General features: G+C 58.8%; 9 protein-coding genes and 1 tRNA gene. 8 read left to right on the top strand and 2 right to left on the bottom strand.

Translation table 11 applies throughout. The features are described from left to right. The first annotated feature begins 154 nt into the window (after nucleotides 1-154). The 4 genes from AC3E6W_RS05030 to AC3E6W_RS05015 all read left to right on the top strand — a co-directional run bounded on the left by AC3E6W_RS05030 (nucleotide 155) and on the right by AC3E6W_RS05015 (nucleotide 7,671). Nucleotides 155-1,054 (top strand): S-layer homology domain-containing protein, encoded by a 900-nt coding sequence (locus AC3E6W_RS05030; protein ID WP_490652486.1) that lies wholly within the window; start codon nucleotides 155-157, stop codon nucleotides 1,052-1,054. A gap of 267 nt (nucleotides 1,055-1,321) precedes the next feature. Continuing rightward, nucleotides 1,322-3,406, top strand: coding sequence for a gluconolactonase (locus AC3E6W_RS05025; RefSeq protein ID WP_490652553.1), 2,085 nt, complete (start codon nucleotides 1,322-1,324; stop codon nucleotides 3,404-3,406). Between the two features lie 394 nt (nucleotides 3,407-3,800). Then, nucleotides 3,801-5,750, top strand: coding sequence for an S-layer homology domain-containing protein (locus tag AC3E6W_RS05020; protein ID WP_490652485.1), 1,950 nt, complete (start codon nucleotides 3,801-3,803; stop codon nucleotides 5,748-5,750). A gap of 292 nt (nucleotides 5,751-6,042) precedes the next feature. Then, nucleotides 6,043-7,671 carry an S-layer homology domain-containing protein gene (locus AC3E6W_RS05015; RefSeq protein WP_490652484.1) on the top strand — a complete coding sequence of 543 codons (1,629 nt, stop codon included), beginning with the start codon at nucleotides 6,043-6,045 and terminating at the stop codon, nucleotides 7,669-7,671. Nucleotides 7,672-7,790: 119 nt separating this feature from the next. Here the strand turns inward: AC3E6W_RS05015 and AC3E6W_RS05010 are convergent, their stop codons facing one another. Further along, complete coding sequence (locus AC3E6W_RS05010) at nucleotides 7,791-8,723, bottom strand: Nif3-like dinuclear metal center hexameric protein (RefSeq protein WP_490652483.1); 933 nt, start codon at nucleotides 8,721-8,723, stop codon at nucleotides 7,791-7,793. A gap of 129 nt (nucleotides 8,724-8,852) precedes the next feature. Here AC3E6W_RS05010 and msrA point away from each other — a divergent pair, with 129 nt between their 5' ends. From msrA to AC3E6W_RS04990, 4 genes are all read left to right on the top strand, one after another. Next, nucleotides 8,853-9,374, top strand: a complete 522-nt coding sequence (gene msrA, locus AC3E6W_RS05005) for a peptide-methionine (S)-S-oxide reductase MsrA (RefSeq protein ID WP_490652482.1) — start codon at nucleotides 8,853-8,855, stop codon at nucleotides 9,372-9,374. 97 nt (nucleotides 9,375-9,471) lie between these two features. Continuing rightward, on the top strand, nucleotides 9,472-10,266 hold the full coding sequence (locus AC3E6W_RS05000) for a DUF6318 family protein (RefSeq protein ID WP_152901364.1): 795 nt from the start codon (nucleotides 9,472-9,474) through the stop codon (nucleotides 10,264-10,266). Between the two features lie 200 nt (nucleotides 10,267-10,466). Beyond that, the gene (locus tag AC3E6W_RS04995) at nucleotides 10,467-11,297 is read left to right on the top strand and encodes a DUF6318 family protein (RefSeq protein ID WP_049334064.1); all 831 of its coding nucleotides are present in this window, start codon (nucleotides 10,467-10,469) and stop codon (nucleotides 11,295-11,297) included. A gap of 95 nt (nucleotides 11,298-11,392) precedes the next feature. Further along, complete coding sequence (locus AC3E6W_RS04990) at nucleotides 11,393-12,220, top strand: DUF6318 family protein (protein WP_049342802.1); 828 nt, start codon at nucleotides 11,393-11,395, stop codon at nucleotides 12,218-12,220. Between the two features lie 484 nt (nucleotides 12,221-12,704). Here AC3E6W_RS04990 and AC3E6W_RS04985 read toward each other — a convergent pair. After that, nucleotides 12,705-12,780: transfer RNA gene (locus tag AC3E6W_RS04985), tRNA-Glu, on the bottom strand. Nucleotides 12,781-12,952: the final 172 nt, after the last annotated feature.

Below are 12,952 nucleotides of genomic sequence, written 5' to 3'. Positions count from 1 at the left end.
CAAGGCCTTTCAGCGGGTTGAGTTCGCATTTTGGGTTCCGCGGTTTTATGCTAGGTCTATTGCATATCCGTGCGCGTATTCCCCTTTTCCGGCGGGGAACACGAGGTAGCGCGGTGCCAGAAACACACCGATACACCAACCACATCGAGGATTTATGTCCCGCAACGCGAAGCGTTCCGCTACGTCTAATTCTTCACCGAATCATCACGAGTCCGCGCAGGTTCTCAGCCCCGTCGATTCTGCCGACGCATCCGCCGATCAGCGGAAGAAGTCGACTTCCCGCCGCCGCATCGAGCTGGGCGTGGGCGCGGTAATCCTGGCGGGTGTGCTGTACCTGCCGTTCTCTCCCCTTCTCTCGATGGCCGATCCCTCGCAGGCGAATACTCCGGCGGCAGATGCCACCGTCCCGACATCGGCCAGCCTTCATGCCTCCGCGGACGGTAGCCCCTCGCTAAGCCTCTCTTCCCCCGACACGAAGCTGCACCGTCCGGTCATTGCCTCGCCCGATTACCAGCCCGCTTTCGAGGATGTACCCGAGGGTTCTGCCTACTACGATGGTGTGCGCTGGGCCGTGCGCGCGCAGGTGATGGATCCCGATTCCGAGACTCTCTTCGGCGCGGATAATACGGTGACACGAGGCGAACTGATTCGCATCTTCTATCGTCTGGCGGGCTCGCCGTCCGTGACTCGGCCGGACCATTCCCCCTACGAGGATGTTGGCGAGTCCGACCCGAATTACGACGCCTACCTGTGGGCGCGCGAACAGCAGATTACGAGCGGCTGGAATGATGGCAAGTTCCACCCGGAGGCACCCCTGTCAAATGCCTCGACCGTCGCCCTGTTGCACCGTGCTGACGGCTCCTCGAAGATTCAACTAACGGGCACCTCACCGTTTAGTGACGTGACTTCCTCGACCCCCTTCTATCGCCAGATTGTGTGGGCGTCTCGCCGCGGCGTGTCGACCGTGTCCGAGGGCGACGCGTTCGCCCCGACGGAGCACACGTCGAAGGCACGCGTGGCGATGATGCTGTACCTGTACTTCCGCACGCTGTAGCCGATGGCCCACGGGGTCTTAGAGGTTGAAATAAAGGGAAACATTCAACTCATCATTGAGCGGGTCTGTGATTTCCGGTTGAGGGTTTGGTAGGGTGAAATCATCCCCGAAACCGACGGGGACAACCAACCAACCCATCGCACCCGCGTCCCCATACGCGCGGGGGTGCCTCACCGTTTTCGGTGCGGTATTCCGCAATGTTGCGCGCCGCTTCCCGCGGTACCGTACACCGCGGTGCGAGACACAATAGAACCGATAGGGATAATGATGTCTTCTCTGCCGAACTCTAAAGCCCCTTCTTCTTTTGCCCGCGCAGCACAAGGATGCGGTGCGCTGGTTCTCGCCGGTGCCATGGTGTTTCCCATGAGCCCGGCGCTGGCTCAGAATGTGACTGCGGAAGCACCCGCGGCCGTTGCCGCTGGCTCCCTGCCGGCTAACCCCACCCCGAAGGCCGGCGGTGACCAGAAGGCTGAGACCAACGCCTTCACCCCGCACTGGAGCTACAGTGCCCTTACCGATACGTCCAAGGACCAGGATTTTCACTTCAATGGCTGGGACTTCAACGGCGATATTAACTCCCCCAAGGGCGTGCAGATTCTTATTCGTGAGAAGGGTTCGAACACCCCCGTCCTGGCTATCAGCGACATTGTCGAGTACAACGACCCCGAGTATGCGTTCCAGTACCAGCACGGGTACCTCATCGGCAACGTTAAGATTCCCGCTAACACCCTGGATTCGGCGAAGCAGTACACCGTCGAAGTGTGGGGCAACAACGGCTACGAGGGCAGCGACAAGCTCGTCACTCCCGTCGTGGGTCAGGCCCCCGAGGGCCGGGGCACTCTGCTGGCCTGGCAGGATCTGAACTTCAAGGGTTCGGACGGCGTCCAGGCCGCCAACCTGCCCACGGCTCAGGACAACGACAAGAAGCCCGAGCCAACGCCGGATCCCAAGCCAGTGGAGCAGACCACCACTTTTGAGGCGTCCGTTCCCGACGGCTACAAGTACGATGGCGTGAACCCCTTCCTCATCACGACCGAGGGCGGCACCGTTCACGTGAAGGGTTCGGGCTACACCAAGGAGTGGCGTGCCCAGCACGGTACCGTGGCGCTGTACATTGCTCCCGCGAACTACGCGCCCTCCGGCTACGAGATTCCGACTTCGAAGATGCTACGCTTCGTGGAGGGTCAGGACTTCACCATTACCGATGACGGCACTTTTGAGGCTGATCTGAAGGTTGAGGCGTACAAGCTTGCTGCCTACTACTTCATCGATGATGACAACTTCCACGACCCGACCGGCGGCACCAAGTACGATGTCCTCTACGAAATTCGCGTGGTTGCTGAACAGAAGGATCAGAAGCCGCTGACCGCTCAGGAGCTGTGGACCAGCAAGAACGTGGTGAGCACCCAGGTGCTGAATACTATGGGTGAGAAGCCGGCGCCGTTCGCACCGCGCCTGGGTTACAACGCTGTGACTGACCCCGCAAAATCACAGGATCTGAACGTTGGTGGCCAGGGGTTTAACGGCGATATTCACTCCGTTAGGGGCGTTCAGCTCGTGGTTCGTGAGAAGGGCTCGAACACCCCGGTTCTGGCAACCAGCGACATTATCGAGTTTGACCACCCCACCCAGTCTTCGGCGTACCGTGATGGCAACCTGAACGGTACCGTGAATCTTCCGGCAAACACTCTGAATGCTTCGAAGAAGTACGTGATTGAGGTCTGGGCTAACGACGGTTACGGCAATAACGGTAAGCTGATCGCACCGGTCGTGGGCAGGTCCACCAAGGGCCGCGGTACCCTACTCGCATGGCAGGACCTGGACCTGAACGGCACGAACGGTTATAGGGATGCTAACCTGCCCAACGCTCAGGACCCCAATGAGGACGATAACCAGAACCCTGATCCTTCCGACGAGAAGCTGGAGACCCTCGCTACCCGCGGTGAGCTCGCAGCTGCCCTGTACATTCAGGCGGGCACCCCCGAGGTGAAGCTGCCTGAAACTTCTCCCTGGCCGGATGTGAAGACCACCGACCCGAACTTCCCCGCGTACGTGTGGGCTCGTCAGAAGGGTATTACCTTCGGCTGGTCGGACGGCAAGTTCCATGCTGATGCAGGCATTTCGAACGCTACCGTTGCGGCGTTCACCTACCGTGCGGCTGGTTCGCCCGCGGTTAAGGGCGACTCCCCGTACAGTGATGTGGCTCCCGGTTCGGCGTTCTACCGTGAGATTCTGTGGGCTCAGCAGAACAAGGTGGTGCTGAACGCTAACGGCGCTTTCGATGCTCAGTACATGGTGACTCATGGTGAGTTGGAGACTCTGATTGAGGCGTTCCAGGCTCGCGCTAAGTAAGGTCGTTTAGCCCGCCCGCATCCCCCTCGGGTTTTACCTTGAGGGCGTGTGCGGCGCATCGGATAGCTCGCTGGTTCTCCGTGCTCCCGAATGGTTTTCTGTTCGGGAGCACGGGGTTTTCTGTGCCCGTTTTCTGTACCCGTTGTTTGAACCATTTTTCTGCGCTCTTTTAAGTGCTTGCAGGGTCGTTGAGGCACAAAATTTCAGGACTTTTACTCGTCCCTTGAGCGTTCTCGGGACTTCTCATTGAGGGTTTGGTAGGGTGAGAATATCCCCGAAACCGACGGGGATACTCAACCACTTTCTCCTTGGGCCAGCGCAGATTCGACGGAAATTTCTCACCCCCATTTAGAACCTGCATCGGCGCAATGGACATGACCGATAAGGAATGTTTATGTCCGCTCTTCCGAACTCTAAGTCTTCTTTCCTCCGTGCGGCGCAGGGATGCGGCGCATTGGCGCTGGCCGGCGCGATGGTTCTGCCAATGTCTCCAGCGCTTGCCCAGAACGCTACTGCAGATACGACTGCAACTGCAGCGGCTAGTTCTCAGTCGGGTGATCGCGTCCGTGAGAACCCTGTTGCCACTTCTGATGAGTTCACTCCCCACTTGGGCTACCACTCGTTGAAGAACACTGATGAGGACCAGGTTCTGGAATTCTCGGGTTGGGGTTTCGGCGGCGAGATTAACTCCCCGAAGGGTGTTCAGGTTGTCGTGCGAGAGGTGGGTTTGAACGCCCCGGTTCTGGTGGTTAGCGACATCATTGAATATAACCACAAGGAGCTGGCTTTCGCTTACCAGGACGGCTACATCCACGGTACGGTGAAGATTCCGGCGAACACCCTGGATAAGTCAAAGGATTATGTTATCGAGGTGTGGGGTAACAACGGCTACGAGGGCGACGAGTTTATTACCCCCGTCGTGGGTCAGGCGCCCGAGAGTCGCGGTACCCTGCTGGCTACCCAGGAGCTGGACTTCGATGGCTCTGACGGCACGACGGCTGCGGATATTCCGGGTAAGACCCCGCAGAAAGCTACGTTCAAGTTTTCGTACGACAACAAGGAACAGCTGCTGTACACCTCCGAGGGCGGCACCATCCACGTGAAGGGTTGGGGCTACACCAAGGAGTGGCGTGAGAAGCATGGCAAGGTAGTGGTTTACATTGTTGCTTCTCAGGGTGTTCCTGACGGCGCTGATGTTCTGCCCGCCAATGATGTTCTACTCCGTTTTGAGGAGGGCAAGGACTTCACCATTGCTGAAAACGGCGTCTTGGACGCTCAGCTGACGGTCAAGCCCGATGCGTTGCAGAGCTACTACAAGCCTCGCGCTCCTTTCCTCGGCATTCCGCGTTACGAGAAGCGTTACGAGGTGAGTTACGAGATTGGTATGTTTACCGAGATGCAGGGTGAGCCCCAGCTGACTGTGGAGGACCTGCAGGCTGGTAAGAACGTGCTGTATCGTACTGTGCTGGACACTCAGGCGTTCCGCTCCAGCGCGTTTGCCCCCAAGGTGGAGTACAAGGCTCTGGGTGACACCTCCGCTGATCAGAGCATTTACTTTTTGGGTACCGGCTTCTACGGTAAGTTTGCCTCCTCCGGGGGTGTTCAGTATGTGATTCGTGAGAAGGGTTCGAACACCCCGGTTCTGGCGACGAGTGACATCTTTTGGTATAACCGCTATCACCATTTTTCTGAGTTCGAGAACGGCGAGGTACGCGGCGTCGTGAAGGTGCCGGCGAGTACTCTGGACCCGGCGAAGAAGTACGTCGTGGAGGTTTGGAGTAACGACGGCTATAAGAACGGCGAGTTTGCCGGCCCTGTGGTGGGCAAGGCGCCCGAGGGCCGCAGTACCCTACTGGCTTCTCAAGACCTGAACTTCAAGGGATCTGACGCTACTGAGGGTAAGCAGCCCAGTCTGACCGATGAGCAGCGCAAGGAGCGCGCTACCCGCGGCGAGCTGACAGCGGCGTTGTACGCTCAGGCTGGTAGTCCCAAGGTGGACCTCCCCGAGACCTCTCCCTGGCCGGATGTGAAGACCACCGACCCGAACTATGCCGCCTACATTTGGGCTCGCCAGAAGGGCATTACCTTCGGCTGGGCTGATGGCAAGTTCCATGCGGATGCCGGAATTTCGAACGCTACCGTCGCGGCTTTCACCTACCGCGCGGCTGGGTCCCCCACCGTGCAGTACTGGTCCCCGTACACCGATGTGGCCCCGGGTTCTGCGTTCTTCCGTGAGATTGCGTGGGCTGGGCAGAACAAGGTTGCACTGAGTACCAGCGGCACGTTCAACCCCAAGAACATGGTGACTCGCGGTGAGCTGGAGGTTCTGATGATGGCTTTCTAGGCTCGCTCAGCGTAGCCGCCTGAATGACCCCGTGCTCCCGAATGGTTTTCTGTTCGGGAGCACGGGGTTCAGCTTTTATCAGCTAACTACTGTGTGAGATTTCCAAGAACCTTCAAGTATCCCTTGAGTGTTTCCTGACAATCGTTCAACGCTTTGATAGGGTGAGGATATCCCCGAAATCGAGGGGGATTTTCAACCACTTTTCTCATGGGGCACGCGCAGATTCGACGGTAGATTCCCGGCCTGCCGGTAAGCTCGCGCGGCCCCGGAGAAATGACCCTAAGGATGTCTTATGTCCTCGCTTCCGAACTCTACGTCTTCATTCCTTCGCGCGGCTCGGAATTGTAGCGCGCTCGTACTGGCGAGCGCGATGGTCCTGCCGATGACCCCGGCGCTAGCCCAGGACGCTGCACCCACTGCAAACGCGCCCGTTGCTAACGCACCGGCTGCCAATACCCCCGCCCCTGCAACTCAGGATGTCGCGGATGAGCCGTCTTTCACCGTTACATATGAGGATTACTACTACCAGGACGGCCGCGACTACATCGGGCAAGAGGGCGACGGCCTGTACACCGGTGAGGACAGTAAAATTACGGTTCTGGGCACCGGCTTCACCAAGGAGTGGCGCAAGCAGCACGGCAAGGTAGTCATCTACATCGCCCCCGAGGAGAACGTCCCCTATAACGCTCTGCAGATTACCGACACTCTTCTGCGGTTCGAAGAGGGCAAGGACTTCACCATTGACGATGACGGCACCTTTGTCGCCCCGCTGAAGGTTGAGGCTAATACTTTGCCGAGTTACTACACCCTCACGGAGTATTTTCCGGATATGACCCTGGACAAGGTGCGTTACGAGGTTGGCATCCTCGCCGAGCCCGAGGGCCAGCCGCAGTCAACCGTTCAGGATATTTGGGCTCGCAAGAACGTTGTGACGCATCACGGTCTGAGCACCAATGATTATCACTCCGATACCTTCGCGCCTAAGTTGAAATACGATGCCCTGAAGGACCCCACGAAGGATCAGGAACTGCTGATTCAGGGGCAGGGCTTCGTGGGGAATAACATCCCCGGCGCCGAGGGCATGATGTACGTCATCCGCGAGAAGGGTACGGGTTCCCCCGTCCTGGTCATGAGCGAGATGAAGCATTACATCCACGGCGATGATGAGTACGAGAGGAGCCTGGAGGGAGGCTTCGCATTCGTCAAACTCAAGATTCCCGCGAACACACTGGATCCGTCCAAGCAGTACGTCATTGAGGCGTGGAGCGACTACGGCTATGTCAGCCAGACGGATAAGACCCTCATCACCCCGATTGTGGGTTTGGCCCCGGAGCACCGCGGCGTTCTTTTGGCGCACCAGGATTTGAAGTTTGAGGGCGTCCCGCGTTTCACGAACGCATACGTTCCCGTAGAGGAACGCATGTACTTTTCGACATCGTTGAACGACGAGGAACAGAAGCAGCCTGCCACCCGCGGTGAGCTGGCTTCCGCCCTTTATGAGATGAAGGGCAGCCCCAAGGTCGACCTTCCTGCAGTCTCCCCGTGGCCGGATGTGAAGACGGACAATCCGAACTACGCCGCCTACATTTGGGCTCGCGAAAAGGGCGTTACCTTCGGCGGACCTGACGGCAAGTTCCACGCGGAGGAAGGGCTCACGAATGCAACCGTTGCCGCGATGGTCTACCGTGCGTCCGGTTCACCGGAAGTCTCGGGTGTTTCGTCCTTCCCGGATGTTACGCCGGATTCCGCGTTCTACCGTGAGATTCTGTGGGCTACCCAGCAGAATGTTATTACTCCCGAGACCGGCATGTTTGAACCGAACCATGCTGTGACCCGCATTGAATTGGACTGGATGTTGTTTTATTACCGGCATCGTGTGCTGAACCCTATCACTACCGGCCTGTATCGCATTGCTAACTAAGTAGGCCGGGCCGGTTCTAGCCCGGGTACCTCGTCACAACAGACGGGGTGCCCGGGCTCTTACGCGCTGAGGGAATCCGCGCGGATTCTTCTAGAGTTCTCGCCCCTAGAATTCTCGCCCTAGAGTTCCCACGCGGGGGCTGCGGCGGTGCTTGCCGAGTGCGCATCCTGACCGGTTGCCACGCCGGTAGAGACGGTGAAGTCCCACGGGTCGGTGTTGAGCGCGGACAGCTTCGTTTCGATGGCGTAGCCGCGCTCGGCGAGCAGCTTGCGCAGGCGGTCGGCCGCCGAACGCAGCCACAGCGATTCGCTGGCCGGGTGGGAGCAATCAATCAGCGCGATATTGCTGCCGGTAACGCGTGCGGTTTCGCGGAACTCGCTGGCCGGGTGGTGGCGCAGGTCGGCGGTAATGTACACCTGCGCGTCGGTGGCGCGCACCGCGTCGAAGAGGGAGTCACCGGCACCACCGCAGAGGGCGACGCGGCGAATCGGCTGGTCGCCACGGCCCGCGATGCGCAACCCGCCGGCGGTGGGAGGCAGGGCCGCCGCGAGGCGTTCTGCAAGCTCCTTCAGGGTCAGTTCTTCGGGCAGGGTGCCGATGCGGCCGGTACCCACAGCGTGTTCCTGCCCGTCGAGCACCTGGGTCTGCACCTCGGTGAGCGGTTCGCGGTCAATGAGGCCGATGGCGTCACAGAGCGCCTCGTTCACGCCCTCGACGGCGGCATCGGCGTTAGTGTGGGCGCCGAGCAGGCCGCATCCGCCCTCGATGAGGGTGTGCAGAACGTTGCCTTTGTAGTCGCTGTCGGGGATGAACTTTGCGCCGCGCAGCAGTAGCGGGTGGTGGGTGATGAGTAGCTGGGCCCCTTCGGCGATGGCTTCCTCGGCGGTGGCGGCGAGCGCATCCACGGCGAAGAGCACGGTGTGCACGGCGGCGGCGGCGCGACCCGCGACGAGACCGGAGGCGTCCCAACCGGCGGCAAGCTGCGGCGGGAAGAGCGTATGGAAGGCGTCGACGACGTCTGCGAGGGTGGGGGTTGCGAGTTCTTCAGTCATACATCTATTGTGGCAGGTGGCGCGGCAGGGCAGGTGGCGGTTTACGCCAAAGCCCGCGGTAGCACAGGAATATTGTGCGGCCCTGCGGTGTTCTTCAGGTAGTGTGGTTTTATAGTTCAAGGAGGAATCATGACTGATGTTGTTCTTGCCGGCGGCTGTTTCTGGTGCCTGGATGCGGTGTACCGCCAGTTCCGCGGGGTTGAGGCGAGCGTCTGCGGCTACACGGGCGGCGAGACCCCCGACCCTGATTATCGTTCGGTATGTTCGGGTACGACCGGTCACCAGGAGGCGCTGAAGCTCAGCTTTGACCCGCAGGTCATTGACCTGGATACGGTGCTGGATATTTTCTTCACGAGCCACGATCCGACCAGCTGGGATCGTCAGGGTGCGGATACCGGTTCGCAGTACCGTTCGGTGCTTTTCTATGCGGATGAGCAGCAGCGTGAGGCGTTTGAGCGTGCGGTGGCGCGTGCTCAGCAGCTGTACCCCTCCCCCATTGTTACGGAGATTAAGCCCCTGGGCGTGTTCTATGAGGCTGAGGATTATCACCAGAACTATTACGCATTGAATCCGGCGCAGGGTTATTGTGCGTTTGTGGTGAGCCCGAAGGTGGCCAAGGCTCGCCACGCTTTCTCGCAGCTGCTCCGTTAGAACGGTTTTGTGACGGACGGTGAGTGGGATGAACGGGTAGCCCGGGTATGATGATTACAGTAGCTCACTCAGCTCTGATGAATTCTACCGAGAGGCTATGATGAACAGCCCTTTCCCTGTTTCTTCCATTGTGACCCGTCGCGCCGCCCTGCTGGCCGCCGGTGCTGGTGCCGCCGTGACGCTGAGCGCCTGTGCCCAGTCCGTGCATCCGCTGTCGAAGTCTTCCGAGTCGGCTTCCGAATCCGCCTCGGCAAGTGAGTCCGCGTCTTCCAGCGCCTCGGCCTCCGCTTCTTCTAGCGCCTCCGCGTCTTCTAGCGCCTCTGCGTCTTCGAACAAGTCCTACAAGGGCCCCCTGAAGTTCGATAACTACGAGAAGAACGGCACCTACGTTCCGGCCACCGAAACCGAAAAAGCCAAGAACGTGCCGAAGCCCCTCCCCCCGGAGCACATGAATGATCGGAGCCCCGAGGGAATCTACGAGTTTACGGGCTTCTGGCTGGCTGCTATCAACTACCTGATGCTCACCGGCGATTCTGAGCCGCTCAAGAAGGCTGATCCCGCCGATGTGTACGTTAAGCAGTTTGATGAGTACGTTCGACTATACCAGGACTACGATGGTTGGGCTTACGGTGCCGATACCCTGATGGAGATGAGCCTTTTGGCGGATCTTCCCCGTCAGAGCACCAAGAACCCCAACCAGTACACGTGGAGTGCCAACCTCACCTTCAACCAGGATTTGAAGGCTCACGTAGACGGTTCTGCTCCCCACAAGATTGCCAAGAGCGAGGGCGGCCGCACGTATGTTGGTGTGGAGTATAAGAATGGTGTCTGGGTAATGCTCACCGGTCACGAGGATGAGGCTTCCGCATCGGCTTCTTCGGCATCGGCATAACTTCCTCTCTCCCCTCCCCCGTACGCACTATTGTGGTTGTGTGCGGGGGACTTTGTGTTTTCGGGATTTCGTGTTTAAGCGCCTGTCCGGCGGCGTATTTCATACATGACGCGCGATGACGGGGCCTTCAGCAAGGACAGGTATGATAGGAGCGGTGGCTCACTCAACTTCCGATAATCTACAAACTTCGAAAGGCTACGATGACCGGCCCTTCTTCCGCCCCCGTTACCCGACGCACCGCGCTATTTATCACCGGCGCTACGGCTACCGTCGCGCTGAGCGCCTGCGCTCCGAAGGTACGCCCCCTAGCTGATTCCTCTGCCTCGGGCTCGTCTTCTTCGTCTCCGTCGGCGGCTTCCTCGTCTAGTGCGTCTGCTTCTTCGAAGGCATCCGCTTCGGCTTCTTCGGGTAAGTCCTACAAGGGTCCCCTGAAGTTCGATAACTACGAGAAGAACGGCACCTACGTTCCGGCCACCGAAACCGAAAAGGCCAAGAACGTGCCGAAGCCCCTCCCCCCGAGCAACATGCACGACCCGTCGGTCGATGGTATCTACTCTTTCCTCGGCTACTGGATTTCGTCGATTAATTATTTGTTGCTTACTGGCGACTCCGAACCGCTGAGCAAGTCCGATCAGGATTATGTGGAGATTTTCCAGCGTTTCTCCACCATGTACCAGGACAAGTCCGGTTGGATGTACGGTTCTGATGCTCCGATGGGCATCTCGCTTTCCACCGATACTCCTACCCAGAAGTCCTCGGGCTCTAACCCGCGATACCGTTGGAATGGTCGTTTGCTTCTCGATCAGAATCTGAAGATTTATCTGCAGGGTAGGGGCTCCAACACGGCCTTTACCGCGGAGAGCCACGACATCTACATCGATATGACCTACAGGTCTGGCGGCTGGACCGTTATCACCAAAGATACGAGCGACGACGACAGCGGTAGCTCCGGAAGCTCCAGCAGTTCCCCCTCCCCCAGTTCCAAGAGCCCGAAGAGCGGCAGTGGGAAGAGCGGCGGACTCAACGTCTAGTCAGCCTCCCGGATAACTTCATATTGGGTTGAGAACCAGCCTGCGATATTCTGGTTTTAACTGTTCATGCACGTACATTACTCAGAAAGATTCTTATGTCTACTCTGTACACCCGCCGTACCGCGCTAACTGCGTTGGGTATGGGGGCCGCTACCCTGCTGGCCGCTTGCTCTTCTAACTCTTCTGAGTCGTCTTCCTCGCCGAGTGCGACTACCGCACCTTCGAGCGCAAGCACGACTCCTTCCGCCTCCGTCGCTCCCTCTCCGGAGGCGACGACCACCGTTGAGCCCGGCCCCAGCCTGAAGGGCGAGGTCGTTCTGGCCGATTACTCCTCGACCGGTACCTTTGAGGCCGGTACGAAGGAGCACAAGGCTCAGAACGTTCCGGTTCCCCTGGAGCCCGCGAAGCTGCGTGAGAACAGCGTTGAGGGCCTGCACGCGTTCATTGCGTACTGGCAGGCCACCTTGAACTACCTGTTGCTCACCGGCGACGGTGCCCGCTTCACGAACATTGACCACACGGGTGACTACACCACGGTGGCCGAGCTATTCCAGAGCATGTACGCCTCTGATAGCGGCTGGGTGGTTGGTTCGGAACGCCCTCTGGTCTTCTCGCTGACCGCGGATCGCCCCACGAAGGACACTCGCACCGGTTACTACACCTGGGCTACCGAGATGACGATTGATACCGCCGAGGGTGCTGGCGTGTACAGCAAGACCAACGACCGCACCCAGACCCTGGCCGATGTGTTCAAGTACCAGGGTAAGCCGGTGGCCGGCCAGGTTGTGGCTCATTACCAGGACGGCACCTGGCGTATGGTGCGCCGTACTCCCGGTACAGCTTCGCCTTCGCCGGCTGCTTCGGTGAGCCCGAGCGCTTCTGCGGAGGCTACTACCGCTTCTGCTGAGGCCTCGGCGCAGTAGATTCAACAAGCGCAGTAAAGTTTCTACGCCTTATACCGCTGAGAAGCCACATGTGTTTCGAGAAGCCACCATGTTTGTTGCTTTTCGAAACACATGTGGCTTCTCGCTTTTAGTCTTTGAGAGGCTCACGGCGGCACCGCAAATCTAAAGACCTTTGACGAATAAGAGATAAACAAAAAAGCCTTGATTCCGAAGAACCAAGGCTTTTTCCTAGTGGTGACCCCAACCGGATTTGTATGGTGATGAGGGCGCATAATGCCGAGCGCGCGAGGGAATTCATTATGCGTCCGAATGCCACGCCGCAAGAAGTGGCGGGGCATGATGCCGAGCGCGCGAGGAAATCCATCATGCCCCGGAGTGCCGCGACGTAAGGAGCGGCGCCGTGAGAGGCTCACGGCGGCACCGCAAAGCCAGAGAGTTCTAACGAATACAGACATAAACAAAGAAGCTCCCCAGTCTTTCGACTGGAGAGCTTCTTTCCTAGTGGTGACCCCAACCGGATTTGAACCGGTGTTGCCGCCGTGAGAGGGCGGAGTACTAGGCCGCTATACGATGGGGCCGTGAGATTTACATCTCTTTTATCAGGTCTCCCTGACAACACATACTACTATACAGAGGTTCCATGAAACGACCAAATCGAAATCGGGTGAAATGGCACACATTATCCAATGTTGGTTTCTGCCGTCACAACAGATATTGCCGACCGCTTCCCCGACCCGCATCAGCGCCCCA

This window comes from Rothia sp. SCPM-O-B-18226 (M350), from assembly GCF_058213595.1.
Note: the sequence above shows the minus strand (reverse complement) of the source record. Positions and strands in the feature narration are given on the sequence as shown.

Coding starts and splice junctions, on each gene's coding strand:
- AC3E6W_RS05030 (WP_490652486.1), top strand. CDS start 155: ATGTCCCGCAACGCGAAGCGTTCCGCTACGTCTAATTCTTCACCGAAT.
- AC3E6W_RS05025 (WP_490652553.1), top strand. CDS start 1,322: ATGTCTTCTCTGCCGAACTCTAAAGCCCCTTCTTCTTTTGCCCGCGCA.
- AC3E6W_RS05020 (WP_490652485.1), top strand. CDS start 3,801: ATGTCCGCTCTTCCGAACTCTAAGTCTTCTTTCCTCCGTGCGGCGCAG.
- AC3E6W_RS05015 (WP_490652484.1), top strand. CDS start 6,043: ATGTCCTCGCTTCCGAACTCTACGTCTTCATTCCTTCGCGCGGCTCGG.
- AC3E6W_RS05010 (WP_490652483.1), bottom strand. CDS start 8,723: ATGACTGAAGAACTCGCAACCCCCACCCTCGCAGACGTCGTCGACGCC.
- msrA (WP_490652482.1), top strand. CDS start 8,853: ATGACTGATGTTGTTCTTGCCGGCGGCTGTTTCTGGTGCCTGGATGCG.
- AC3E6W_RS05000 (WP_152901364.1), top strand. CDS start 9,472: ATGATGAACAGCCCTTTCCCTGTTTCTTCCATTGTGACCCGTCGCGCC.
- AC3E6W_RS04995 (WP_049334064.1), top strand. CDS start 10,467: ATGACCGGCCCTTCTTCCGCCCCCGTTACCCGACGCACCGCGCTATTT.
- AC3E6W_RS04990 (WP_049342802.1), top strand. CDS start 11,393: ATGTCTACTCTGTACACCCGCCGTACCGCGCTAACTGCGTTGGGTATG.